General features: G+C 65.2%; 26 protein-coding genes. 8 read left to right on the top strand and 18 right to left on the bottom strand.

The features are described from left to right. Positions 1 to 769 precede the first annotated feature (769 nt). The gene (locus J2W49_RS24990; protein ID WP_310322433.1) at positions 770 to 1,387 is read right to left on the bottom strand and encodes a gamma-glutamylcyclotransferase; all 618 of its coding nucleotides are present in this window, start codon (positions 1,385 to 1,387) and stop codon (positions 770 to 772) included. A 106-nt stretch (positions 1,388 to 1,493) separates the two neighbouring features. On the opposite strand from J2W49_RS24990, the gene J2W49_RS24995 reads away from it, so the two are divergent. Next, entirely contained in the window at positions 1,494 to 2,075 is a 582-nt protein-coding gene (locus J2W49_RS24995; RefSeq protein WP_310322436.1) for an OmpA family protein, read from the top strand. A gap of 57 nt (positions 2,076 to 2,132) precedes the next feature. Here J2W49_RS24995 and gloA read toward each other — a convergent pair whose 3' ends face one another. Both gloA and J2W49_RS25005 read right to left on the bottom strand, forming a co-directional pair. Next, entirely contained in the window at positions 2,133 to 2,543 is a 411-nt protein-coding gene (gene gloA / locus J2W49_RS25000; RefSeq protein ID WP_310322438.1) for a lactoylglutathione lyase, read from the bottom strand. After that, positions 2,540 to 3,091, bottom strand: coding sequence for a PaaI family thioesterase (locus J2W49_RS25005; RefSeq protein ID WP_310322441.1), 552 nt, complete (start codon positions 3,089 to 3,091; stop codon positions 2,540 to 2,542). The genes gloA and J2W49_RS25005 overlap by 4 nt, the downstream gene beginning before the upstream one ends. A 51-nt stretch (positions 3,092 to 3,142) precedes the next feature. Here J2W49_RS25005 and J2W49_RS25010 point away from each other — a divergent pair, with 51 nt between their 5' ends. Further along, positions 3,143 to 3,619, top strand: coding sequence for a MarR family winged helix-turn-helix transcriptional regulator (locus J2W49_RS25010; RefSeq protein ID WP_310322444.1), 477 nt, complete (start codon positions 3,143 to 3,145; stop codon positions 3,617 to 3,619). A gap of 3 nt (positions 3,620 to 3,622) precedes the next feature. Here the strand turns inward: J2W49_RS25010 and J2W49_RS25015 are convergent, their stop codons facing one another. The 4 genes from J2W49_RS25015 to J2W49_RS25030 all read right to left on the bottom strand — a co-directional run bounded on the left by J2W49_RS25015 (position 3,623) and on the right by J2W49_RS25030 (position 6,909). Further along, positions 3,623 to 4,882, bottom strand: a complete 1,260-nt coding sequence (locus J2W49_RS25015; protein ID WP_310322447.1) for an Hsp70 family protein — start codon at positions 4,880 to 4,882, stop codon at positions 3,623 to 3,625. An 88-nt stretch (positions 4,883 to 4,970) separates the two neighbouring features. After that, the gene (locus J2W49_RS25020) at positions 4,971 to 5,855 is read right to left on the bottom strand and encodes an NAD(P)/FAD-dependent oxidoreductase (RefSeq protein WP_310322452.1); all 885 of its coding nucleotides are present in this window, start codon (positions 5,853 to 5,855) and stop codon (positions 4,971 to 4,973) included. Then, complete coding sequence (locus tag J2W49_RS25025; protein WP_310322455.1) at positions 5,845 to 6,306, bottom strand: Rrf2 family transcriptional regulator; 462 nt, start codon at positions 6,304 to 6,306, stop codon at positions 5,845 to 5,847. Before J2W49_RS25025 ends, J2W49_RS25020 begins: the two co-directional genes overlap by 11 nt. A gap of 105 nt (positions 6,307 to 6,411) precedes the next feature. Continuing rightward, a complete protein-coding gene (locus J2W49_RS25030; RefSeq protein ID WP_310322458.1) occupies positions 6,412 to 6,909 on the bottom strand; it encodes an Lrp/AsnC family transcriptional regulator in 498 nt (165 codons plus the stop codon). Positions 6,910 to 7,031: 122 nt separating this feature from the next. On the opposite strand from J2W49_RS25030, the gene J2W49_RS25035 reads away from it, so the two are divergent. Then, positions 7,032 to 7,337, top strand: a complete 306-nt coding sequence (locus J2W49_RS25035; protein WP_310322461.1) for a 4a-hydroxytetrahydrobiopterin dehydratase — start codon at positions 7,032 to 7,034, stop codon at positions 7,335 to 7,337. After that, positions 7,334 to 8,212 carry a phenylalanine 4-monooxygenase gene (gene phhA / locus J2W49_RS25040; RefSeq protein WP_310322464.1) on the top strand — a complete coding sequence of 293 codons (879 nt, stop codon included), beginning with the start codon at positions 7,334 to 7,336 and terminating at the stop codon, positions 8,210 to 8,212. The genes J2W49_RS25035 and phhA overlap by 4 nt, the downstream gene beginning before the upstream one ends. 27 nt (positions 8,213 to 8,239) lie before the next feature. Here the strand turns inward: phhA and J2W49_RS25045 are convergent, their stop codons facing one another. Both J2W49_RS25045 and J2W49_RS25050 read right to left on the bottom strand, forming a co-directional pair. Next, positions 8,240 to 8,566, bottom strand: coding sequence for a hypothetical protein (locus tag J2W49_RS25045; protein ID WP_310322467.1), 327 nt, complete (start codon positions 8,564 to 8,566; stop codon positions 8,240 to 8,242). A 135-nt stretch (positions 8,567 to 8,701) separates the two neighbouring features. Continuing rightward, the gene (locus J2W49_RS25050; RefSeq protein ID WP_310322469.1) at positions 8,702 to 9,892 is read right to left on the bottom strand and encodes a glycosyltransferase; all 1,191 of its coding nucleotides are present in this window, start codon (positions 9,890 to 9,892) and stop codon (positions 8,702 to 8,704) included. 379 nt (positions 9,893 to 10,271) lie between these two features. Between J2W49_RS25050 and J2W49_RS25055 the strand changes: the two genes are divergently transcribed. Together J2W49_RS25055 and J2W49_RS25060 are read left to right on the top strand one after the other, a co-directional pair. Next, positions 10,272 to 10,484 (top strand): hypothetical protein, encoded by a 213-nt coding sequence (locus tag J2W49_RS25055; protein ID WP_310322472.1) that lies wholly within the window; start codon positions 10,272 to 10,274, stop codon positions 10,482 to 10,484. Between the two features lie 242 nt (positions 10,485 to 10,726). Further along, positions 10,727 to 10,939, top strand: a complete 213-nt coding sequence (locus tag J2W49_RS25060; RefSeq protein WP_310322473.1) for a hypothetical protein — start codon at positions 10,727 to 10,729, stop codon at positions 10,937 to 10,939. Positions 10,940 to 11,157: 218 nt separating this feature from the next. Here J2W49_RS25060 and J2W49_RS25065 read toward each other — a convergent pair whose 3' ends face one another. The 8 genes from J2W49_RS25065 to J2W49_RS25100 form a co-directional block, all read right to left on the bottom strand. Further along, a complete protein-coding gene (locus J2W49_RS25065) occupies positions 11,158 to 12,564 on the bottom strand; it encodes an efflux transporter outer membrane subunit (protein WP_310322475.1) in 1,407 nt (468 codons plus the stop codon). Beyond that, entirely contained in the window at positions 12,561 to 15,680 is a 3,120-nt protein-coding gene (locus tag J2W49_RS25070) for an efflux RND transporter permease subunit (RefSeq protein WP_310322477.1), read from the bottom strand. Before J2W49_RS25070 ends, J2W49_RS25065 begins: the two co-directional genes overlap by 4 nt. Positions 15,681 to 15,693: 13 nt before the next feature. Next, positions 15,694 to 16,800, bottom strand: coding sequence for an efflux RND transporter periplasmic adaptor subunit (locus tag J2W49_RS25075; RefSeq protein WP_310322480.1), 1,107 nt, complete (start codon positions 16,798 to 16,800; stop codon positions 15,694 to 15,696). A gap of 94 nt (positions 16,801 to 16,894) precedes the next feature. Further along, positions 16,895 to 17,710: an SDR family NAD(P)-dependent oxidoreductase gene (locus J2W49_RS25080; RefSeq protein WP_310322482.1), complete on the bottom strand. Its 816-nt coding sequence runs from the start codon at positions 17,708 to 17,710 to the stop codon at positions 16,895 to 16,897. Between the two features lie 116 nt (positions 17,711 to 17,826). Further along, positions 17,827 to 18,795 (bottom strand): ankyrin repeat domain-containing protein, encoded by a 969-nt coding sequence (locus J2W49_RS25085; RefSeq protein ID WP_310322485.1) that lies wholly within the window; start codon positions 18,793 to 18,795, stop codon positions 17,827 to 17,829. Continuing rightward, a complete protein-coding gene (locus J2W49_RS25090; RefSeq protein WP_310322487.1) occupies positions 18,792 to 19,367 on the bottom strand; it encodes an RNA polymerase sigma factor in 576 nt (191 codons plus the stop codon). The genes J2W49_RS25085 and J2W49_RS25090 overlap by 4 nt, the downstream gene beginning before the upstream one ends. Positions 19,368 to 19,421: 54 nt before the next feature. After that, complete coding sequence (locus J2W49_RS25095) at positions 19,422 to 20,300, bottom strand: hypothetical protein (protein ID WP_310322489.1); 879 nt, start codon at positions 20,298 to 20,300, stop codon at positions 19,422 to 19,424. Between the two features lie 111 nt (positions 20,301 to 20,411). Beyond that, positions 20,412 to 21,344, bottom strand: coding sequence for a LysR family transcriptional regulator (locus tag J2W49_RS25100; protein WP_310322491.1), 933 nt, complete (start codon positions 21,342 to 21,344; stop codon positions 20,412 to 20,414). Between the two features lie 212 nt (positions 21,345 to 21,556). Here J2W49_RS25100 and J2W49_RS25105 point away from each other — a divergent pair, with 212 nt between their 5' ends. After that, complete coding sequence (locus tag J2W49_RS25105; RefSeq protein WP_310322494.1) at positions 21,557 to 22,144, top strand: DUF4148 domain-containing protein; 588 nt, start codon at positions 21,557 to 21,559, stop codon at positions 22,142 to 22,144. A 101-nt stretch (positions 22,145 to 22,245) separates the two neighbouring features. Then, the gene (locus J2W49_RS25110; protein WP_310322496.1) at positions 22,246 to 22,629 is read left to right on the top strand and encodes a cupin domain-containing protein; all 384 of its coding nucleotides are present in this window, start codon (positions 22,246 to 22,248) and stop codon (positions 22,627 to 22,629) included. 150 nt (positions 22,630 to 22,779) lie between these two features. Here the strand turns inward: J2W49_RS25110 and J2W49_RS25115 are convergent, their stop codons facing one another. Next, entirely contained in the window at positions 22,780 to 24,597 is a 1,818-nt protein-coding gene (locus J2W49_RS25115) for a DEAD/DEAH box helicase (protein ID WP_310322500.1), read from the bottom strand. Positions 24,598 to 24,985: the final 388 nt, after the last annotated feature.

The following is a 24,985-nucleotide window of genomic DNA, read 5'->3' on the forward strand; positions in this document are numbered from 1 at the left end:
CAAGGTGCCCCGCCGGTCGGCAGACCGACAGATGGGGTTAGGGACTCACTATCCGCCGAGCGCTCATCGGGGAACGAGCTTCGGTCAATGACCCTAGGCTCCCGAGCGCTATGCCTTTTGGCCGCAGCTCCCTCCCGAGGGGAGGAGACAAGCGTTAGCTGCACACTGCTTACGACGGTTCAGACGTGAGTTCACATGACATTTCCCATACCCTTTTCCTCATCGTCTCTTCCCGGTCTTGCTTTGGGGAATCGGACACGTTCGCACGTGGCCTGTGTGCTTGCGCACGAGACGTTTATCCGCAGCTTCACACGCCCGGATTGCTCCAGATGCATGTGCGGATGAGGACACGCTGTTCCAAGCGTGGTTCGGTTGAGAACAAGACACCTTGAGTGGTGTCGATCTGTTGTCGGCCAAGACTCCGACAGCTTCCGGATTTACATGTGGTTACGTAAATCTGATGCGATAACGCAACAAAAATAGCCCCGATGGGGCTTATCTGTTGCGCATGCCCAGCACATTTTGCTGTTCATGGGTCTGTTCCCGAGGGAACTATGACGCTATGTTTGGGCGGTCCGTGCACGGCTCCGCCCAGGCTTTTCACCTATGAATTTCATAGAGAAAAGCTGTCTTGGTAAAGGCTGAGGAGTTCAGCTACAGAAGCGACTTCGAGTCGCACCATTCGGGCAGTATAGGAGTGCGGCGGTGGCCGCGGTTTGCGCCGGGTCAATGCGGGGCGCCTGCATTGGCGGCGACGTGATCGCAAGGTTCAGGTCATGAGTTTGAGCAGCCGCTCCAGTGCGCGGTCGTGAATGCCATGCTGCAGCAGGCCCTCAAACGTCTGCTGGGCATAGTCCAGTGTGGTGCCGTAGCGCCCGCGTGAATGCATGAAGATTTCGCGGTACCGCTCCGGGCTGAGGTGGCCTGTGAAGCTGGGGCTGCGGCGCGACAGCGTGAAGGCCAGTGCGCGCACTGGGCCCTGGGCGGTCTGGCAGAGCAGCCATTTGGGGTCGTAAACCGGGTTGGGCATTTCGCGCGCCCACAGCGTGGGCATGAGTGCTTCCACCTGTTCGTGCGGCACGCGCAGCGCCAAGCCGCTGCAGCTGCCGCCGGGCAGCAAGGTGAACACCAGACCGGGTCGCTCAGGGGTGCCGCGATTCACCCGGCTCCACATCTGCAGGCAGCGATGGTGGCCGTGCACCCGGGCCATGCGCTGCTCGACGGCTTCAAATTCGGGTCGCCACACGAGGGAGGCGTAAGCAAAGACCCAGAGGTCAGGCCTGGGCCCTTGGGTGCGCCATTGGTCCAGTGCGTCGGCCATCATGCGGGCACCGTCTCGAAGGGCCGGATCGTGCGGTTGTGTCAATCGTCGTCTGGGTTCGGCCATTTAGAATCGCGTGTTTGCCAATGCAGGACCGGGGCAACCGTTTCGCTGGTCCGCACCCGCTGATGTGTCTGTTTCAGCCCATTATTCTTCAAGGAGTTTCTCACTCATGTCATCCCAGGAAACCGAAATCGAGTACCGCGTGGTTGCGGTGGTGTTGATCCTCACGATTCTGCTGGCTGTGGGTTTGGCGCTGGGTATTGGCATTCACAAGTCGCGCAGCGGCGCCGCATCGCCTGCGGCGGGTGCGGCCCAGGCGGCCGTGGCGGGTGCGGTGGCTTCGCTCACGGGGTCCGGCGAGGCATCGTCCAACACGGCCGCCAATGTCATGCCTGCGGCCAGTGCCGCGTCGCGCAGCGAAGACGCCAGTATCGTGGTGGAAAACGGTGTGGTGATGTTCTATTTCGCTACCGGCAAGGCCGATCTGGCCAGCGGTGCCGTGGCTGTGCTGGGTGACGCGATTGCCGCTGCAAAGGCTGGCAAGCGACTGGTCATTTCCGGCTTTCACGATGCCACGGGTGATCCTGCCTTCAACATCGAGCTGGCCAAGCGGCGCGCCATGGCTGTCCGCGATGCGCTGGTGGGTGCGGGTGTGGCCGCGTCGAGTGTGGAACTGAACAAGCCCGAAGAAACCACCGGCAGCGGCAACATGGCCGAAGCCCGACGCGTGGAAGTCGTGATCGCCGACTGAGTGCCTCGCTGTTCCAAAGAAGAAAAGCCCGGTCGACCGGGCTTCTTCAATTCTGGTTCAGCGCAGGCCCTGGCCGCCCGCCTGTTCGGCTCGTTGGATCAATTCAATCTTGTAGCCGTCGGGATCGGTCACGAAGGCGATCACCGTGCTGCCGCCCTTGACCGGACCGGCCTCGCGTGTGACGTTGCCGCCTGCGGCCTTGATCTTTTCACAGGCTGCGTAGGCATCGGGCACACCCAGGGCGATGTGGCCGTAGGCCGTGCCCAGTTCGTAGCTTTCGGTGCCCCAGTTGTAGGTGAGTTCGATCTCGGCCTGGGCCGGGTTGCCCTCATAACCCACAAATGCCAGCGAGTATTTGTATTCGGGATTTTCCGAAGTGCGCAGCAGTTGCATGCCCAGCACCTGGGTGTAGAAGTCGATCGAGCGCTGGAGGTTGCCCACGCGCAGCATGGTGTGTAGGAGTCTCATGCGCCTGATTGTGGCTTCATATCGAAAACCAGGCAGGTTGTCGTGGCATGGGCATAAAGCGTGCCGTCCGGGCCGATCAATTGCGCGTCGGCGGTGGCGAGCTGGCGCCCGCAATGGATCACGCGGCCAATGGCGCGCACGCGTTTTACCTTGGGCGTGAGGGCACGCACGATGTTCACGCTGAGTTCGGCCGTGGTGTAGCCCCGCCCGGGTGGCATCTTGGTGTGTACCGCGCAACCGAGCGCGGAGTCGAGCAGGGTGGCGAACCAGCCACCGTGCACCGTGCCCATGGGGTTGAAGTGCCGCGGAAGCGGTGTGCCCTGGAAGGTGGCCGTGCCATCGCCGATGTCAATCACCAGAAAATCCAGCGTCTGCGCGATGGCCGCGTACGGGATGTCCCCGCGCAGCATGGCCTGCATCATCTCCATGCCGGACTTGCCTGCGAGCTGTTCGGGCGACGCGACGCCGGGGCCAGGCCCTGCATCCAGTTTCTGCAATATTGCGGCTTCTTCGGCCAGCCAGGCTTCGAGATGGTTCACCTTGGTCATGTACGGCTCCTGGAAATTTGCATATGAAATCATTGTAGATACAATGATTTCATGTCGTCTGACCCCCATGTGTCACTCTCTGAGTCTGAGGTGCTGCTACGGCCGGTGGGTTGCACCAACTTCAAGCTGCGCCAGCTGACCCGGCGCGTCACGCAGCATTACGACCGCCGCCTGGCGCTGTCCGGCCTCAAGACCACCCAGTATTCGCTGCTGAGTCATGTGGACCGGCTGGGGCCGTTGCCACCGGGTGAACTGGCCCGGCGCATGGACATGGACGCTTCCACGCTCAGCCGCAATCTGCGGCCACTGCTGGCAGCGGGATGGCTGCGCATGGATGAGGGGGTGGACGCGCGCACCCGCGTGCTGAACATCACCGATGCCGGGCGCGAATTGCGCCGGCGGGCGCAGCGCCACTGGAAGGCGGCCCAGGTGGCATTGAATCAACAACTGGGGCCTGCGACCGTGGTGGCCTTGCACGAGCTGCTCGACAAGGGCCTGGCCGCATTCCACTTGGCCGATTCGGACTGAGATTCAACCCGCGCTGTAGGCCAGACCCGAAGCCACGCCGCCGAACAGATCGCCTTGCACCAGGGGCACACCCGGGAAGGCCGCCTGCAGGGCCTGCTGGAAGGGTTTCAGCGCAGACGAACCGCCCGTGAGGTAGATGGCGTCGAGTGCGCCTTCGCTCCGCAAATTGGCGCGAAGCGCACATTCCACGGCGCACGTCACGGTGCGCTGCAGCAGGGCGTCGAGGTACTGCTGCATGTCGGCTGTGGACAGTTCCGCCTTCAGACCGGCTTCCACCGCCTGCAGGTCCACAACGGTGGTGGCCTGGGTTTCCGAGCAACGGATCTTGGCCAGTTCCACCTCGTGGGCGAGGCGGTGGCCGTCTCGCTGGTCCAGCACGCGCATCAGGCGCTCGTGCAACCGCGTGTCGCTGAAGTTCACCCGCAAGGCCTGCGCCTGGGCCAGTGCCCGTGGCAGGTACAGCCACTGGATCAGGTGCCAGGTCGACAGGTCGAAGAACACGCGGCTGGGCACTTCGCGTCCTTGCGGGCCGATGTGTCGGTGGCCAAGCAGCGGCATGACGCGCTCCAGGCTGAGCTTCTGGTCGAAGTCGGTGCCGCCCACGTGCACACCGGTGGTGGCCAGCACGTCAGCGTTGCGGTCGGGCTTCCCAGCGCGTTCGGGGCCCAGTCGCACCACAGTGAAGTCGGACGTACCGCCCCCGATGTCGGCCACCAGCACCCGAGCCTCCCGGGTGAGTCGCCGCTCGTAGTCCAGCGCCGCCGCGATCGGTTCCAGCTGGAAGCGCACTTCGGCAAAGCCCACCACCTGTGCCGCTTCGCGCAGCGACTGTTCCGCCTGCGCATCGCGCTGTGGATCGTCGTCCACGAAGTGCACCGGCCGTCCCAGCACCACCCCGGTCGGCAGGTGTCCCAGTGACCGAGCGGCGCGTTGCCGCAGCTCAGCGAGGAAGATGGCGATGATGTCCTGGAAGCTGATGGTCCGGTGGTTGATCTCGGTTTTTTCCTGCAGCAGCGAACTGCCCAGCAGGCTCTTGAGCGAGCGCATGAGCCGGCCTTCGGTGCTGGCGAGGTACTGGCTGACGGCGTCGCGGCCAAAGTGGGTGAGGTGGTCTTCGGCGTTGAAGAACACCGCTGTGGGCATGGACACGGCATTGCCTTCCAGTGGGAGGGGTTGCGCCGCACTTCCATGTGGCGCCCAGGCCATGGCGGAGTTGGAGGTGCCGAAGTCGATGCCGAGGGTGCCGTGGGAAGTGAGCGTCATGGTGGCCGGAGGGAGTAGTGTCAGAAGGGCGCTTGCCCGTCGGGAGGGGCGATTCTGACAGGCCCTGAGCGGCCGCGCGCGATGGCGCTCAGTGGTCGAACACCAGCGAGCGGTGCACAGACGCGCCGGTCATGGCCCCGTCGCCCACAGCCATGGCCACATTGCTGAAGCCTCGAGCGGTGTCACCACAGGCAAACACACCCGGTACTGAAGTTTCCTTGAGTTCGTTCACCCGCAGGTAGCTGCCCACAGGGCCGTGTTCCAGTGCGCAGCCCAATTGGTGTGGCAGGTCGTTGGTCATTCGGGTGGAGGGCACGGTGAACAGACCGCTGAAATGCAGCCTGCGGCCATCTTTCAGCACCACACTGGCGTGATCCTCCAGCCGCAACACCTGTGCGTGCTCGACCTTGACACCGCACCGCGTCAGCAGCGCCTGCTGCTCGTCGTCGGGCACAAAGGCACCATTGAGCAACAGCGTCACCTGGCCCCATTCCGGCAGCAACTGCGCCTGGTGCATGGCCATGGCATTGTTGGCCAGCACCCCGATGGCACCCTGGTTCAATTCATAGCCGTGGCAATACGGGCAATGAAACACGCTGCGGCCCCAGCGCTCGCGCAGGCCTTCGATTTCGGGTAGCTCGTCGGTCACTCCACTGGCGAGCACGAGGCGGCTGGCCGACAGGGGCTGGCCATTGACGACCACTTCGAATCCGCCCGCCACCTGAGAGGCCTGGGTGGCTTCGCCGGCCAACCAGTGCACCGTCGAGTAGGCCAGCAACTGCTGTCGCGCCTCGTCTGCGATGGCCGAAGGTGAATGGCCGTCGCGTCCAAGGAAGCCGTGCGAATGGCTGGCGAAGCGGTTGCGCCGCTGGCCGGCGTCCACCACGGTGATGCGGCGGCGGGCGCGCGCGAGTTGCAGGGCGGCGGACAAGCCGGCGTAGCTGCCGCCGATGATGATCACGTCAGTGTGCATGGTCTGTGTGCTTTCTGGCGCAGGGATCCGTCGCCATGCGTTGTTGAAAGATTTGATGCAGCTCGGCCAGCGAAATGGCATGCAGACGCTCCAGCACCAGGCGCTCGGCGTCGCGGTAGGCGGCATCGAGTGCGGTGTTCACCGCTTGCTCGATGACGCATTCGGGGTTTTGATCGCGGTGCCCCACCGCCAGCAGGTTCGGGGCGCCCAGCGCCTGATGGATGTCGCCCACCGTGGTCGTGGCCAACGGGCAGGTGAGCACCCAGCCGCCGCCGTGGCCCTTCGCAGACGCCACGAAACCCGCCTGACGCAGCCCGCCCATGAGGCGACGCACCACCACCGGGTGGGTCTGCATGGCCTTGGCCAGCGCTTCAGAAGTGGTGGGGCCATCACGCAACGCCATGTGCATCAGCACATGCAAGACCCCGGAGAGCTGGCTGTTGGATTTCATGAAACATTATTTGTTGCGTGAATGCATTGGCAAACCGTCAAGCTCCAAATGTCCTTGAGCGTAGAGGGGTTTTGGCACGCGGGCGGCGGCCAGCGCAGGCGTGCTTCAGTCCATCGGCAACGCGCTCGTGCACTTGAGTTCATTCAGGCAGATGCTGGATCGCACGCTGCTCACGCCGGGCAGTTGCGCCAGCGTGCCCAGCAGAAAGTCCGACAAACCCTTGAGGTCGCGTGCCACCACCTTGCACACGTAGTCGAAATCGCCGGTCACGGCGTAACACTCCAGCACTTCGGGCATCTTGCCCACGGTTCGCTGGAACTTCAGCACCTCCTTGTGCTGCCCGCGTTCCATCGAAACATGCACGAACGCGGTCACACCCAGACCGAGCCGGTGCGCATCCAGCCGGGCTTCGTAGCGCTGGATGTAGCCCGCCGCTTCCAGCCGCTTGTGGCGCCGGTTGCTTTGTGCGGGCGACAGGTGCACCGCTTGCGCCAGTTCCTGGTTGCTGATGCGGCCCTGTTGCTGAAGCACCGAAAGGATGCGCCGGTCCAGCCGGTCAAGGGAGGAGGGATGCAAGGAATCGCCGTGAATATCGTTATTCATGAAAGGGTCTCTTGTAAACCGCGCCACATGTGCGGAACATGAGAGCAAATTGTCTGTCATGCGGCGCAAACTGCACAGCTTCATGCGCAACGCGCCGAATCATTCCACCAGGAGACATCGACATGACCCCCATCGACCCCAGCACCTTGCGCACGCGCATGCTCGCATTGCCTGAATGGAAGCTGGATGAGGAACAACGCGCCATCTCGCGCCACTTCCGTTTTCAGGACTTTGCGCAGGCCTTCGGTTTCATGAGCCAGATGGCTGTCGTGTCCGAGAAGATGGACCACCATCCCGAATGGTTCAACGTCTACAACCGGTTGGAGGTTCGCCTCACCACGCACGATGCGAACGGCCTGACCACACGTGACCTGGACTGGGCCACCCGCGCGGACAAGGCCTTCAAGGCCGCAGCGGAGGCGGCATGAACACCTCGACCAAGCATGGCCTCGCAGCAGGGGATGTGGGCCGGCCCGAGCGTCCCGACTGGACCATTGACCAAGGCTGGGAACACTACACCGCTGAAGATCATGCGACCTGGAAGACGCTGTTTGAACGCCAGACGAAACTGCTGCCTGGGCGCGCCTGCGATGAGTTCGTGGAGGGTATGCGCGACCTTCCCATCGGCCCCGACCAGATTCCCGATTTCCGACGCCTCAACGAGGTGTTGATGCAGCGCAATGGCTGGCAGATCGTCGCGGTGCCCGGCCTGGTACCTGACGAGGTGTTTTTTGAGCATCTGGCAAACCGCCGTTTCCCTTCCGGCAACTTCATTCGCCAGCCGCACGAGCTCGACTACCTGGAAGAGCCCGACGTGTTTCACGACGTGTTTGGCCACGTGCCCATGCTCATGAACCCGGCCATTGCCGACTTCATCCAGGCGTACGGCCAGGGAGGTTTGCGTGCGCAGCAACTTGGGTATTTGCCCCAGCTGGCGCGGGTGTACTGGTACACGGTGGAGTTTGGTTTGCTGCAGCAGGGCGACGCGCTGAGGCTCTATGGTGCGGGCATTGCTTCGTCGTTCACCGAATCGCAGTTCTGCCTGGAAAGCGCCTCGCCCAACCGCATCCGCTTCGAGCTGGAGCGCGTGATGCGCACGCATTACCGCATCGACGATTTTCAGGAAAGTTACTTCGTCATTCGCGACCTGGACGAGCTGCTGGAATTCACGCAGATCGACTTTGAACCGCTGTACCAGCGCGCGGCCCAGGGCACAGAACACCAGCCGGGTGACGTGTTAGCGGATGATCGCGTGTTCGCGCGCGGTGACGGCAGTTACCACCTGGCCAAGCGCATCAACTGAGTCTCGCCTGCAAGCCGCACTTCGCACTTACTTGGCCGGCGGGTTGCTGCCCGCAGCGCCTTGCTCCGGCTGGTGAGGGCTGTCCTGACGGGGCAGACCCATGGACGACGCGGCGCGGTCCATACCGTTGCCCCAGTTCTGGAAAAAGCGGTGCACCGGCTTGTCGTCTGGCGTGGCAAGTGACGGAATGGGAAGCTTTGGAGCAGGGGGAACGGGAATCAGCGGGCGCTGTGGCTGATCACTGCCTTGGGGCTTGTTTTCAGTTTCAGTGGCGGCTTGCGCGTGCAGGGGCGAACTGACCAGCAGGAGGCCTGTAAGCGCAGTCGCAAAGAGGGTGGATGATGTCTTTTTCATGGGACTCTCCGGAGCAGCTGTGCCTAGCATTCTCGCGCGACACGGCCTGCATGGCGGCAGACCGGCCGTTACCGTTGGCAAAAAAATGTGAGCCTGCTTTGAGACGCTTGGCCTCCCTGGCCACGCCCCTTGCGCTCAGGAGGGCGGAGCAACGTCGCCTCTCGCCGAATCAGGCAGTCTCACGGCTTGCGGCTGATTGGCCGCAGAAAGAATGCCCGCCAGAATGTGCGGCACCTCAAAGAGCGCGCGGTTGCGCATGCGCCGGACACTGCCGCGCCAATGCTCGAGGTTTTCCAGCATCTCGGCAACGGCCACATCCACCCGCCTGAAGCTTCGCAGCACCATGCCAAGCTCGTTTTCTCGGATCCATTGCGCGTTGTAGCGCTCCTGCGGCATGGTCAACGCGTTGTTCACCACGATCACCGGCAGACCCTGTTGCACCGCTTCGCTCAGGCTGCCGGGACCGGGTTTGCCGATGAAAAAATCGGCCATTTGCATGTAGCGCGGAATGTCGGTGGTGAAGCCGACCACCACGCGCGCTGCGCTGCCGGGCAGGGCCTGCAGGCGGCGCGCCAGCGCCTGGTTGTGGCCGCAAACCAGGATCAGCTGCGTGGAGTCTGCCAGCTGGCGCGCAATGCCCAGCATGGTCTTGGCGCCGTGACCGCCGAACAGCACCAGGCCGGTGGGTCGGTTCGGATCCAATCCCAGGTGGCGCTGCTCGCTGGCGCGATCCGGTGAAGGAGGTTCGTAAAAGGCGGGCCGGATGATCATGCCGCTGGTGGCGTGCAGGCGAGATTCTTCGTGGCCCATGGCGCGGGCCTGTTCCAGGGCGCGCGGCGTGCCGCACACGAAGTGCTGGGGCTGGCGGCGTTCGATCCAGAAGTTCGGTGGCACGTCGGCCAGGTCGGTGAGCACGGTCACGTAGGGCACGCCGGGCAGGGCAGAGGCCAGGCTCTCAAACAGGGCCTTGTTGAAATTGGGCACCAGCGAAACCACGAGGTCGGGTTCGGTGTGTAGCCAGTGCTGTTGCAGTTGCCGCACCAGCATGGGATGGGACAGGCGGATCAGGCCTTGCAACAGTTTGAGCTCCTGCGCCATGCCGATGGTCCAGCCGCGCGCCAGACGCCGGTTGTACCAGTCTTCCGGGGCACTGCCAGTGAGCTTGCGAAACTTGTCGTGCGGGTCCAGCACCTCGAACAGATTGACGAGCCGCACGCGCCAGGGCCAGCCCTGCGTCTGCAATACCGACTGCAGCGCCAGCGCGGAGGCGCGATGGCCGCCTCCGGCATTGAAATAGACGAGATCGACCGTTTGGGTGTTGACCACGGTTCACGACTCCAGAAGGGTGTGCTTGTCAGGGCGCGACCGAGGTCCATGCGGTCACCCGGTCTACCTGCTTCAGTCCCTTGTAGCGCAACTGTGTGACAACTCAGTGGCTGAGGGATGGACCCCTGAAACCTATTGCGTATGCATCGTTCGTGGCGAGCGATGGGCCTTCAATCAAGAGGGGCTCGCGGCGCGACGCCGGATGTGGGATAGCGGTAAAAAAACACGCGTTCGATGCCACTTTCTTCCCTTTAGATTTGATGGGGCACGCCGAAAATTCAGGTGTGCCTTGACTGAGCGACTGAAGGCACACGAGGCCCGTTGCAATCGGTGCGGGTCCCAGTGATTCAAGGGTGGCCGCTCAGCAAAGGGGATCAACATGACCTCACCAACGAGTTCCAGCGAACATCACTTGCTTTTTGCATCGTTGTTCCATCCCGGCCGTGGCATTGCTGTTCCGTGTGACGCTGATGGCGAAGTGCACATGGATGAGCTCTCCGAGCGCCTGAAGAACGCCTACCTTGGCGCCCGCGCCCTTGTCGGTCGGGAGTATGCGTTGCCCATCGTGGAACCCATGCATTCCTTGCATTGAACCTGGGCATGGCGAGGCGCGCCGAAAGGCGCGACGGCGCATCGGGCGTTCTCTTCCCAAATGCAGGAAGTGGGAACGGAAGAACAACCCGACTTTGACGCCGTTTACTGGCGCTTTACTCATTTTCAGGAAGCCGAAAATTCAGATGTGCCTTGACTGAGCGACTGAAGGCACACAAGGCCCGCAGCAATGGGTACGGGCCCCATGGATCCAAGGGTGGCCGCTCAGTACAGGGGATCGAAATGACCTCACAAGCACATGCCAGCGAGCATCAACTGCTTTTTCCATCGCTGTCCCATCCCGGCTGCGGCATTGCCGTACCGTGTGACGCCCATGGCCAAGTGCACATGGATGAACTCTCCGAGCGCCTGAAGAACGCCTACCTTGGTGCTCGTGCCCTCATCGGATGGGAGTACGAGTTGCCGATCGTGGAGCCGACGCACACCTTGCATTGAGCTGAAATAAAACACCCCCGCGCCGCTTCGCGTGCCTTGCAGGCCGCAGCATCGCCGGAGTCGATGCTTCTTCGGACTGTCCAAGCCTGCGCAGGCAGGCTTGGAGCCGCGGCCCTCAGCCCCCTCAAGGGGGCGGCACTGGCCGTCAGGCAAAGCCGGCCCGGCGGTGCCCCTGGACTGGACCGTTTCATGCGTCGTGGGTCGCGCGCTGCGCGGTGTCAGGGCGGGCTTCCCGGTTCGATCAGGCCCATGGCTTCAAAGGTGGCGATCGACTGCCGCGCGCCATCTGCCCGGGCCACCAGCAGGCGCCGACGCGTGTCCAGTGCGCTGCGCTGGGCATCGAGCACATCCAGAAAACCGGAGAGGCCGTTGTCGTACAGCACGCGGGCCTGGGCCACGGCGGCGCTGGCAGCGGCATGGCTCTGCTCCAGGGCTTGGGCGCGCTGACGGGCGCCGCTGGCTGCCACCAGCGCGGCCTCGGTCTGCTGCAGGGCCTGCAGCAGGGTCTGTCGGTACACCTCCACCGACTCGCGCATCCGTGATTCGGCCACGGCCACGCCGGCGCGGCGCTGGCCACCGTCGAACAGGCTGGCGTCCAACACGGCAGCGATGCTGGCGGTGACGATGTTCAGCACCCCGCCGCTGAGCGCACTGGAGGTGAGCGTGATCGAGCCCGGCAGACGCAGGCGCGGGTACAGGTCGGCCTGCGCCACGCCCAGGTCGGCAGCGGTGGCGGCCAGCGCGTTGCCGGCGGCGCGCAGGTCGGGGCGCAGGCGCAGCAGGTCCAGTGGACGCACCACAGGTTGATCCCCGGAGAGGGCAGGCAGGCGCAACGCGTCGCCACCATCGAGCGGGCCAGGCCTTTCACCCGCCAGCACCTGCAGGGCCGCACCGGCCTGCCGCACCCGGACCACCGCATCGGCCGCGTCGGCGGTCAGCGACGCGGCTTCGGCCTCGGCGCGGTTCAAATCCAATTGCGGAGACAGGCCCGCCTGCACCCGCACGCGCACCAGGCGCAGCACTTCGGCCTGCAGGTCCAGCGCATCGGTCAGCAGGCGCTCGTCCAGCAGGGCCTCGCGCCAGGCCACATAGGCGCGCGCGGTCAAGGCGGCGGTGGACAGGCGTGCCGCCTGCACCAGGTCTTCGCTGCGCAAGGCGGCTGCGGCAGCAGAGCGCTCGGCCTGGCGCAGGCCGCCCCAGAGGTCGGCGTCCCATTCGAACAGGAGGGCGGCCGACGGGTCCGGCGAGCGCTGGTTCGCCTCCCGACGGCTGCGGCTCTCCACCGATGCTTCGGCATCGACTCGAAAGCCGCGCTGCCCGCCGGCCTGTCTTAGCAGCGTGCGCGCCTGTTCGGCGCGTTCTCGTGCCACGGCGATGTCGGGGTTTTGGGCAAGGGAGCGTTCCACCCAGTGGGCCAGCGCCGGGTCGTCGAATCGTTGCCACCAGCGGAGGTCGGCCAGTTGCGCATCCGGCGCATCTGCAGGGGCGGCTTCGAAACGAATGCTGTCGGTCAGTCCCAGGGCAGGGACCACAGGTGGCACCGTCGTGCTGGCACAAGCCATGAGGCCCGTGCACACCATGGTCATGGCGAGGCGGCGCCAGGTGTCTCCAGGGGATGGGGTCATACCGGCTCGTTCTGTTCGTTGACGGCGGCCAGCTTCATCTCGCTCGCCAGGCGGTCGGCCTGGTTGGCGCGGGGCCGGGAGAAACGGGCGATGCCCAGGTAGACCACAGGTGTGAGGAACAGCGTGAACACCGCGGCCAGCGACAGGCCGCCGAAGATCACCCAGCCAATGGCCGCGCGCGACTCGGCCCCGGGGCCGCTGCCCAGCACCAGCGGCAGTGCGCCCAGCACGGTGGACGCCATCGTCATCATGATCGGTCGCAGGCGCGTGGCGGCGGCCTCCTGTGCGGCCTCCAGCACACTGCGACCGGCGTCGCGCAACTGGTCGGCAAACTCGACCATCAGGATGCTGTTCTTGGCCATCACCCCCACCAACAGCAGCAGGCCGATCTGGCTGTAGATGTTCACGGAGGTTCCGCTGAGCGCCATGGCGAACACGGCCGCGGCCAGGCCGAACGGTACGCTGATCAGCACCACCGCTGCGCTGGTCACGCTTTCGAACTGCGCCACCAGCACCAGGAACACCACCAGCAGCGCAATGGCGAAGGTGATGGCCACGTCGCGTCCGGTCTGCTCCAGCGTGGCCGCGTCGCCCCGGAACAGCAGGCCCATGCCGGGTGGCAGCTCGGTGGCGGCGAGTGCGCGCAGCTCGGTCACCGCCTGGGCCAGCGGCACGCCTTCGGCGGTGACGGCGCTGAGCTGCACGGCGCGGCGCTGGCCCAGCCGTTCCAGTTCGGAAGGGATGGCGGTTTCTTCGAAACGAACGAATTGTGAGAGTGGCACCAGGCGCTCACCCCCGGGCCCGCTGGCGCGCACGCTGTAGCTCAGCAGATCCTGCGGGTCGGTGGCACCGCGCGCGGTGGACTGGAGGATCACGGGCACGGTGCGGTCGTCCACATTGAGTTCGGCCACTTCGGTGCCATCCACCAGGGCGCGCAGGACGGTGTCCAGGCCCTCGACCGGTACGCCCAGCGCAGTGGCACGCTCGCGGTCCACCTGCAGCGTGAGTTGCGGCTGCGAAGCGCTGTAGCTCACGCGCACGTCGCGCAAGCCGGGCAGCCGGTCTTCGATGGCGGTGGCAAAGGCATAGGCGGCGTCGGCGATGCGCGCGTAGTTGTCGCCAGTCACCGCCATCTGCACACTGCCGTCGCCGCCACCCACACCCAGGCTGTTGCCTCCGCGAATGCGCACCCGAGCACCTGGCAGATCGTCCAGCAGCTTTTGCACGCGGGCGGTCAGTTCGGCTTGCGAAACGCTGCGCTCGCTCCAGTCGGTCAGCGGCGCGACGATCTCGGCGCGGTTGAAATCCCAGCGGCCGGTGATGGTGAAGAGGTTCTCCACCAGGCCTTCTTCCTGCAATGGCGTCACGGCGGCGAGCGCGGCTTCGAGCTGGCGGTCGCTGTAGGCCAGGCCCACGCCGTCCGGCCCGTCGAGGCGGATGGACAGCACGCCCCGATCTTCGGTGGGAGTGAGTTCCTGGTTCAGTTGGGTGAAGGTCAGCACCGCTCCCGCCGCCAGCAGCACGCACACGCCCACCACCCACCAGGCCCGCTTGAGGCAGGCCGCCAGCCAGTGGTCATAGGTGTGAATGCCGCGATTGCCCCAGGCGGAGAGGCGGCGCCACACCGGACCGGGTTCGCGCGCTTCGGGCAGGCGCGAACTGATCATGGGACCCAGCGAGAGGGCCACGAATGAAGAGGTTGCCACCGCGATCGCCATCACGAAGCCGAATTCGGCAAACAGCCGGCCTGCCGCCGAGGGCAGAAAGGAAATGGGCACGAACACCGACACCAGCGTGGCGGTGGTGGCCACAATGGCAAAGAACACCTCGCGTGTGCCCAGCACGGCCGCCGCGCGAGGTTGCAGCCCCTGGCCGCGGCGGCGCTGGATGTTCTCCAGCACCACGATGGCGTCGTCCACCACCAGGCCGGTGGCCAGCAACAGCGCCAGCAAGGTCAGCAGGTTGACGGAAAACCCGAGCAGCCAGATGGCGCCCAGGGTGCCGATGAGCGCCACCGGAATGGCGACCACGGGCACCAGCGTGGCACGCCACTGCCCCAGAAAGGCACCCACCACGGCCACCACGATCAGGACGGCCAGACCCAGGCTGAACACGACTTCGCGGATCGCACCGCTAATGAACACCGCGTCGTCGGACACCACCGACACGGTCAGGTCGCCGCCGTTCTGGTTGAGGCGGTTCACCACCGCGCGCACGCCTTCGGAGATGGCCACGCTGTTGGACTGTGCCTGGCGCACCACGCCCAGGCTGATCACCGATTCGCCGTTCAGACGCACATAGGACGTGGCGTCGGCTGGTCCGTAGAACACGTCGGCCACCTGTTCGAGCGCCAGGTCGCCATTCAGGCGCAATGCGCGGAGTTGTGCGGGTGTGGCCACGGAAGCGTTGGCGCGCACCAGTACTTCCTGATTGGCCGATTCCAGGCTGCCGGCGGGCACGTCCACTCGCGCGCTGCGCAGCAGGTTGGCGATGTCGTCCACCGAGACGTTGTAGGCCGCCAGACGCAGTGGGTCGATGCGCACCCGCATGACACGTTGGCGTGTGCCGAACAAGGTGATATCGGCCACGCCTTCGACCGATACCAGTTCGGATTCGATCTGCTCTTCCACCACGCGCGAGAGTTCGTCTACCGCCAGCGTTCGGCTGGAGACCGCCAACTGCATCACAGGCTCGGCGTCGGCGTCGGCCTTGACCACGATCAGGTTCTCCACCCCTTGGGGCAGGCTGCCCTCCACCCGGGCCACCGCATCGCGCACATCATTCGCCGCCGTGACCAAGTCAACGTTCGGGTTGAATTCGATGATGACGCGGAAGTTGCCTTCTTCGCTGGCCGAGCGCACCAGGTACACGCCCGGCACCCGCGAGGCGGCGCCTTCGATCAGTCGGGTGACTTCCGAGTCCAGCGTCTCGGGTGCAGCACCGGGGTAGTCAGCGCGCACCGCCACGATGGGGCGATCGATGTTGGGCAGCTCGCGCACCTCCACACCCAGCCAAGCACCGAGCCCGGCAATCACGATCAACAGGTTGATCACGATCACCAGCCAGGGCCGTCGGATCGAGAGGGCGGGCAGATCGCTGGCGCGGTCGTCGGTCATGCGGGTGCCGTGCTCACGATCCGTTGCCGATCACGCGCACGGGCCGGTCCGCGCGCAGGCGTTGCACGCCTTCAACCACCACGTTTTCACCTGCTTTCAGATCGCCATCGATCAGTACGCGGCCAGCGGTTCGACGCACCGGCCGCGCTGCCACCTGCACCGCGCTACCGTTGCGCACCGCCCAGACGAAGGAGCCGTCCCGACCCCACTGCAAGGCCAGTTCCGGCACGCTCACATAGGCCTGGCCGGGCAACTGGAGCTGCACCTGAAACGACATGCCCGATCGCAACAGGCCATCGTTGTTGGGCAACGTGGCCCGTACCCTTACGTTGCGGGTGGTCGGGTTGACGCGGCTGTCGATCTCGGTGATCTCGCCCTCAAAGGTTCGCTGGGGGTAGGCCGGGTTGACCGCTGTCAAGGACTGTCTGGCGGCCACGCGGGACAGGTAGGCCTCAGGCACTTCAAAGTCAAGTCGCAGGACCCGCTGGTCGTCGAGCGTGACCAATGCCGTATCGGTGGTGACCCGGTCGCCCGCTTCGACGCTGGGCAGGCCCAGCACGCCATCGAAAGGGGCCCGCACCACACGATCGGCCACAGCTTCGCGCGCCTGCGCCAGCTCGATCTGCGCGGCGCGCAAGGCAACGCGGGCCTCGTCCACCACGCTCTCGGGCACGGCGCCGGTGCCACGTGTGCCTTCGTAGCGCCGCGCGAGCACCTGCGCAGCATCGACACGGGCAACCGCCAGGTCGGCCGCCAGCCGCTGACTGCGGTCCACCAGGCGGAACAGCACCTGACCTGCCTTCACTTTCTGGCCGGTTCGAAAGTTCACCTCGGCCACTTCGCCGGCCACGGCGGGGTAGAGCGTGACCGATTGCCGTGCCACACCATTGCCGATGACGTTGAGCGTGACGTTGTCGCGGGCTTCGGTGCTGGCGGCCACAATCACTGGCGGCGGACGGGGTGCGGCAGCGGGGGGCTGGGCATGGGATGGCAGCGCCCATCCGAGGGCAAGACTCAGCGCGGTGGCCAAGGTGAAGGGGTGGGTAAGTCGCAGCAAGGTGGAACAGGCAAAAAAGGAGGCCGCTGCTGCGGAACGGTGCGTCGGTAGAGGTGCATCCATGTGATGCACCGCAAGGCATGAGCTGGAGGATGGAGGCATGGGCGGGGCCAGAGTTCCCGGTTCCGGCCTGGGCAGGAGAGATGATCCCGGCCTCTCAGCCCACAGGCACGGTGTAGTTCAGCGTCATGCGCCCGCCGTCCACCGTGACGATCTCGCCGGTCACATAGCTGGCCGCGTCGCTCGCCAGCCAAGCCACCACGTCGGCGATTTCGTCGGGCTCACCCAGCCGCTGCATGGGCGTGCGGCTCAGAATCTTGTGCTTGGCTTCTTCGCTGGTGAGCACGGCCTTGGCCGCCAGTTCGGTGGCAATGGTGCCAGGCGCCACCGCGTTGACGCGGATGCCTTTGTCGGCCAGGGCCAGCGCCATCACGCGGGTGAGCTGGTTGATCCCGCCCTTGCTCACGTTGTAGCTGGCGATGTTCGGAATGGCGAGCACGCCGTTGACCGAACTCATGTTGACGATACTGCCACTGCCCTGGGTGGCCATGACGCGGGCGACCGACTGGCCCATGAGGAACGAACCTTTGAGGTTGACGCGCAGCACGTCGTCGAAATCCTCTTCCGTCACTTCCAGGAAGTCGGCGGCCTTGAAGATGCCGGCGTTGTTGACCAGCACGTCGATGCGGCCGTGGCGCTGCTGCGTGGCGGCCACCAGGTCATCCACATCGATCTTGTCGCCGACGTCGCAGCGCCTGTAGGTGGCACCCAGCTCCAGGGCCAGCGCATGCCCGCGCGCGTCGGCCACGTCGGCGATGACCACCTGTGCACCCTCATGGGCAAAGCGGCGGGCGCAAGCCTCGCCAATGCCTTGTGCACCGCCGGTGACGATCACGACGCGGTCCTGATGACCGAAATGCACCGCATGACCGGTGCGCGAAGGGGGAGTCGAAGTGTGGGTTGGGGCGTTCATCCGCCGATGGTACCGGCTCGCTCTGGATCTGCGCCCTATCGCCGAGCGACGCATGGGTCTACCTCCGCGGCACGGCGAGAGGTGACTGGCAGAAGGAGAAGTGGAAGGCGGCAACCCTACAGCAAGTCCAGTACCTGATCGTGACCAGCCTGCCGGGCCAGGTCCGCTGCGCTGAGGCCGTGTCGATCGGTGGGCGTGGCGTCGGCACCCGCATCGAGCAACAGCCGCACCATCGCCAGGTCGCCGCGCGCCGCCGCTGCCATGAGCGCCGTGCGACCACTCACATCCGCTGCATTGAGGTCGTCGCCTCGCGCAATGGCTTCGCGTGCCATGGCCAGATCGCCCGTTTGGGCGGCGCGCAGCAGCGCTGGCGCCGGCAAGGCTTCTGGTGCGGCCTGCGGGGCCTCGGCAGACGCGGTCCGGGGTGCCTGACGGGCCATGGACGGCGCAGCGGCGCGGGAGCGCTCAGCAAGGGAAGCTGGAGGCGACAAGTCCGCGTTGGCCCCGGGCGCCTGAGGCTCAAGCCGGGGTGCCGGTGCGGCGACTGGTGGCGGCGCCGCCACCGGGTTGTCGGATGTTCGGGGCGGCGCAGATTCTGATTTTTGGGGAGCCGCTGGCGCAGGGCGCTTGGGTGCCGCAGCGGTTTCCGCATCATGGTCTGAACCACGCGCCATGGCTGGGGCCTCGGCTGCTTCTGGCGCCATGCCAATGCCTTCAGTGGCAGGTGCAGGTGTCTGGGCGACGCTGGGCGCCGATGGCAAGGGCGGTGGGCCGAAGGCGGCTTCGCGTTCGTCTGGCGTGCCCTGGTCGAACTGCAGCACCAGCAGCCCCACCAGACCCAGCGCGGCGAGCGTGCCCAGGGCGCGAAGTGTCCAGGTGCGGTCATTGGCTGCGGCCGTCCTTCGCAGCGGGGATGAGAGGTGGGGCGTGCTCTTCGTCGACTGCTCGCGCGCTCGCGCCAGCACCGCGTCGCGCAGGCGGGGCGCAGGGCGTGCGTCGTCCAGCGCATTGGCTTCAAGGTAGCGCTGCAGCAACCGGTCCGATGCAGCGTCGGTCGTGGTCGGGTCGTTGGTGGCTCGGGTCATGCGAAGGTCTCCAGCGCAGCGCGCAACTGGGCACGTGCGTAGCGCAATCGGCTGCGGGCGGTTTCCATCGGTACGCCAGTGGCCTGCGCAATCTCGGCCACGCTCATGCCGGCTTCCGCCTGCAGCAGAAAGGCCTCGCGCTGTGCAACAGGCAGGGCGGTCAGCGCATCCAGCAGGGCCTGCGCCTGCTCGCGTGAGTCCAGTCGCCGATCAGGGCCAAAACCCGATTCGGCCGCCAGCGTGTCGGCCAGCGCAGCGCCTTCTTCGGTGTCAGCGTCCAATGGGCTGTGCACTTTGTGGGTGCGCCAGTGGTCCACCAGCCGGTGGTGTGCGAGGGTGAACAGCCAGGTGCGAAAGCGGGCCTTGGGCTGGTAGTCAGGCGCGTGCCGCAGCAGGTTGAACCACACGTCCTGCACCAGGTCGTCGGCCAACGCGCTGTCGTGCACACTGCGCTGCACGAAACGCCACACGGGCATCGCATGGCGGTCGTACAGCACTTCGAACGCCTGCGCGTCACCCGCCACGAAGGCGAGCATCAGGGTTTCGTCAGCGGGCGGGCCCTCGAGAGACATGGCCCGCATTATGGAGCTGGCACACCATGCTTCTCCGCTGCTGTCACTGGGGTTTCAATAAGGGTCAGGCGCGTAGCCGGGCGCCACACCGCCGGGAAACGGGTTCGGGCGTGGCGGCAGCGCGCGGCTGGGGATGATGCCCATGGCGACCAGGTTGTCATGGCTGTCGTAGCGGATGCGCACCAGCTCGTCGGGTTGGTGGCTGCGCCGCTCGAAGGTGGTGTGTGAAATCCAGTCGTGTTCCCTCGCGCCGTGGCCTGTGCCCAGGCGCGGCGCAGGGCTGGCCGGTGCCATGCGCCGCTCCGTGGCCATGGATTCAGCGGGTTCGGCCTTTTCCGATCGATCGGCGCTTTGTGGGGCGGGCGAGCTGGACGGCGGTGCCCCGTCGGACTCAGCGGCGCGGCCGAGCTCCCGCGAGCGGGGATGTGGGGCAGGGTCGGGCATGAGCACCGCTGGCGGAGGCACCTGCTTTTCGCGAAACACCGCCACCCCGATCACCCCGACATTCGCGGGACGCCCCGTGCGTTCGGCGTACGAGGCGGCAGAGGCGGTGAAGTGAAAGGCCGCCACTTCGCTGTTGCTCTTGCGCCATCCGGCCACGCTGTATTGTTGCCATGGCGAGAGCACGTAGCCGGTCTGGTGCCATGCCGCTGTCTCACCCGACACGACGTTCACACCATCGACCGACACCACCCCCAACAGGCGGGCGGAGCTGGCATTGCGAACCGAAACGGCATACCGGGCGCCGGGCCGTCCAGCCACCCAGTGCTCGCCCTTGTGGGAGTAGACCGGCAAGGTTTCGCCGCTGTCGCGGTCGATCACCTGCACATCCATCAACCGGCCAACGGCATGTGCATGTGGGGCGGCCAGCAGGCCGAATGCGGCCACCAAGGCGAGGCCGTGGCGGGAAAGAGACGCGCGTCGAAAAGTCATGAAAAGCTCCAGTGGGTTGGGTTGGAGCTGAGTGAAACGAACGAGGCTGGTCAACGGGGTTGAATACCCGCGGAGATTTTCGTAACGGTTTGTGCGGCAGGAGAGCCGGGTTCAGCATTTGTCGCACGCCGCCATGGCGCTGACCACCCGCAGCCGGGTTTGCTCGGTGAGGTAGTCCAGGAACACCTGGGTGCGCTGCGGCATGAATTTGCGGCTGGGCAGGGCGGCGTACAGGGTCAGCCGGTCCGTGATCCAGGGAGACACCACCCGAACGAGATCACCGTTGTTGAGCAACGGCGCGGCCAGTTCGACCGTGGTGGCGGTGATGCCCGCGCCATCGAGCGCGGCGCGCATGAGGGTGTCGGTGTGGTTGGCCCAGAGCACCGGCTGCACATCAATGTCCACGAAACGGTCCGGCTCATCGGCGTGCAGAAGACGCCATGCACGGCTGCGACCGGCCGCCGGCTTCAGGCGCAGACAGTCGTGATGCTGCAGATCCTCAGGTGTCTGGGGGGTGCCCCTGCGCTGCAGGTAGTCGGGGGAGGCCAGAAGAATGGCCTCGGTGGAGATGACCTTGCGCGCGATCACATTGGCATCAAAAGTGTCTTTTGCGCCCATGAGCGTGATGTCGTAGTCCTCGATCGGGGGTTCGCGGTGCGATTCCACGTCGATGTCGAGCAGGATCTTGGGGAAGGCCTGCCGAAACCCGCTGACCAGCGGCGCCAGTACATGTGTGGCCAGCACCGGTGGTGCGAGCAGTCGCAACACGCCCGCGAGTTCCTTCGTCTGGGAGCTCACCAGTCCATGGGCTTCGTCGAGGTCTTGCAGGATGACGCGCACGCGCTGCAGATAGATTTCGCCGGCTTCGGTGAGCGACAACCGGCGCGTCGTTCGGTGCAGCAGACGTGTCCCCAGATGCTCTTCGAGGTCGGCCACCAGGCGCGTGACCACGGCGGGTGAAATGTCCATCACTCGCCCGGCGGCTGCAAAGCCACCCTCGTCGATCACTTTCTGAAACACACGCATTGAAGTCAGTCGGTCCATGACGTTCCTTAAAGGCCTTGAAAGGGCGTTTTCAAGCTGCTTATTGTTGCTGATTTGGAAATTCAATGGTGGTTTTTCTGATGTTTTTCTTCTGATTCAGAAACTTTACAGTTCAACCCATCGACGCAAAACACTTCAGTTCAGGCGTCGAAGCCGAGCCCACCAACCCGCGGTTGACCGGCATCTTCAACACACTGAAAGGAAACTCTGTCATGAAAAACGCCCGCATCTCCGTTATCGCCCTTGCCCTCTCCACCCTGGTGGCTGGCCAAGCCCTGGCCGCCGATCCTGCTGCTGCCAAGACCCGTGAGCAGGTTCGCGCCGAATACATCCAGGCCCAGCGCAATGGCGACGTGATCGTCAACGGCGAAATCGGCCTGACCGCCAAGCAACTGAACCCTGATCTCTACCCCACCCAGGCTTCCGCACAGGGCAAGAGCCGCGCCGACGTGCAGGCCGAACTGCGCGAAGCCGTGCGCACCGGTGCCGTGGTGGCGGTGGCCGAGAGCGGCCAGAGCCGCAGCGATCTGGATCCCCAGCGCTACGCCAGCGCCAACGCCGTGGCCGGCAAGAGCCGCGCTGAAGTGAAGGCCGAGCTGGCCGAAGCCCGGCGCAACGGTGATGTGGTGGCCAATGGTGAAATCGGCCTGACAGCCAAGCAGATCAACCCCGATCTGTACCCGAGCGAAGTGACCGCCCAGGGCAAGACCCGCGCAGAAGTGCGTGCCGAACTGGCCCAGGCGCGTCGCGACGGCAGCCTGAACGTCAACGGCAACCAGTACCCCGCATCGGTCCACTGAACGAAGCCAGGCCAGCGTGCCTCAAGCCCGGCAGCCCGCAAAGGCCGCCGGGCTTTTTGCCGGTTGGGTCTGGTACAAACCGCTCATCACCGAGGGCCACCATGACCACATTCACGCAAGTCGTCCTGTTCACCGATACCGATGGCCTCGCCCGCTTCCGCGAAGAAACCATCGAACTGAGCGAAGGCTCTCCCGCCGCGCGCCTGTCACCACCGATGCCCGCAACGGGACTGCAACTGCGCCAAAGCCCGGTGGGGTTTCGCAGCGAATTCCACTGCACGGGAACACCGCAATGGCTGTTCGTGTTGCAAGGGCAGATGGAGATTGGCCTGCAAGACGGCAGCACCCGCGTCTTCGGACCCGGCCAGCACTTCTATTCAGCCGACACCTTGCCCGAAGGCGCAGTGTTCGACCCACAAGTGCACGGCCACCGTAGCAGGCAAGCTGGCGAAGAGCCGCTGGTGACTTTGTTCGTCAGAGGGTAGAAGCACCTCGCTGAACTGGCAACGCTATGTCAGCGGGTTCAGTTTCCAGCGCGAAGTGCCTCATCCAGAGATGCCGTGGAGCCGGCTTTGCCGGGCCACTGGCATCGCCCCCCTCCCAGGGGGGTGACGCCGAAGGCGGCGCGGGGGGTCTTAACGAATTCTGCCGAAACTCGTCCGCAACGGATCGGCCGGGCCGCCCTGGCCACGAGGACCGGAGCCGCCACGGCCACCACCACCTCCACCGCCGCCTTTGCCGCTGCGGTTGCCCGAGCGCATGGCGTCGATGCTCGTGCGCAGCGGATCGGGCTGACCACCCGGCGCGGCAGAGCGGGGACGGGGCTCGCGGATGCGCAGGCTGCCCAGGTGGGCGTTCGGTCCTGGCTGGCGCTCGGCGCCGGGTTCGCGCTCTTCACGCGGGCCACGGTCTTCCCGTGGTGGGCGGTCCATGCGGTCGCCGCGATCGGCCTGCTGGCGAGGTGGGCGCTGGCCCGGTCCGCCATTGCGGTTGCCGCCGTGGCGTGGCTGGCCATTGCCACCCCCGCCGTTGCCGTTCGCACGCTGTCCACCACCGTTGCCCCGGCGGCCTTCGCCGCGAGGGCCTTCGATCTGGGCACCGTCACCAGCAGGGCGCTGGCGTTGGCCGCCCCCACCATTGCCGTTGCCTCGGCCCTGAGGTTCACCGGCTTTCTTCTCACGCACGCGCTGAAGCATCTCGGTGCGTGCGGCCTTGGCAGCAGCGGCCATCACATCGCGGCTCGGCGGTTTGCCCGCGCCACCCCAGATGGTCTGGCGGCCCATGGCGATGGGTTCTGCCTTTTCGCCGGGTTCAGGCATGAACTCGGGGAAGATCTGCACCGGAATCTGCTGCTTGGTGAAGCGCTCGATGTCCATCATGAAGCCTTCTTCGTCCAGACTCACCAGGTTGACGGCTTCACCGCTGTTGCCCGCACGGCCGGTGCGACCGATACGGTGCACATAGTCTTCGCTGACGTTGGGGATTTCGTAGTTCACGACGTGCGGCAGCTCATCGATGTCGATGCCGCGCGCCGCGATGTCGGTGGCCACCAGCGCACGGATGTCGCCGCTCTTGAAACCGGCCAGCGCCTGGGTGCGTGCGCCCTGGCTCTTGTTGCCGTGCAGCGCCATGGCCTGGATGCCGTTCTTGGTGAGGAATTCGGCCACGTTGTTGGCGCCGAACTTGGTGCGGGTGAACACCAGCACCTGGCTCCAGTTGTGCTGGTTGATGATGTGTGCCAGCAGGGCCTTCTTCTTGCCGCGACCCACGGGGTGGATCACCTGGGTGATGCGCTGCACCGTGGTGTTGCGCGGGGTCACCTGGATGTGTTGCGGGTCCTTGAGCAGGGCGCTGGCCAGATCACGGATTTCGTCGCTGAAGGTGGCCGAGAACAGCAGGCTCTGTTTTTCTTTCGGCACCAACGCCAGGATCTTCTTCACGTCATGGATGAAACCCATGTCGAGCATGCGGTCGGCTTCGTCCAGCACCAGGATCTGAACGCCGGACAAATCCAGGAAGCCTTGTTGCTGCAGATCGAGCAGTCGACCAGGTGTGGCCACCAGCACGTCGACGCCGCGTTTCATGGCATTGATTTGCGGGTTCATGCCCACGCCGCCGAACACCACGGCAGAGGTCAGCGTGAGGTGTTTGCCGTAAGTGCGCACAGACTCTTCAACCTGTGCGGCGAGTTCACGGGTGGGTGTGAGCACCAGGGCGCGGATGGCCACGCCACCGAAGCGGTTCTTGGCACGTTCGCCTTCGCTCAGGCGGTGCAGCAGGGGCAGGGTGAAGGCAGCGGTCTTGCCGGTGCCGGTCTGGGCGCCTCCCAGCAGGTCGCGCCCGGCCAACACGGCGGGAATCGCCTCGGCCTGGATGGGGGTGGGAGTTTCATAGCCGTGCTCGCGAACAGCTTGCACGATGGCCGGGGCCAGATTCAGATCATCAAAAGTCATTGTTTTTTGAGGCGCCCGTCCAGGGCGCTGGGGGCATCGGCCACTCCGGTGACCGCCTCTTTGTTGGAAGCGGCTCCCGGTCAGTCTGGGGCAGATGGATTCAGGAATTTGGTGGCGGCAAGTGATTTGCGTTCACCCCAGCAAAAGGCTGGTGCCGGGCCAACTGATGTGCCCAACAGGCCGTATTGTCGCACGAGTGCGCGATTCGCCCCTTTGAAGACGCCCTGACGATGGCGATACAAGCTCTGAGGGGATAATCCAGGGTTGCGCGACCCTCCTGGCCGCGGCTATCTCAGGCGAAACTCCCATGGCTCAATACGTTTTGATGAAACGGAGCCGCCCCTGCTGAAGCAGGCGCATTCGTGCCTACAGGTCACTCAACATTTTT

It is taken from the genome of Hydrogenophaga palleronii, assembly GCF_031457455.1.
GTDB classification, from domain to species: Bacteria; Pseudomonadota; Gammaproteobacteria; order Burkholderiales; family Burkholderiaceae_C; genus Hydrogenophaga; species Hydrogenophaga palleronii_A.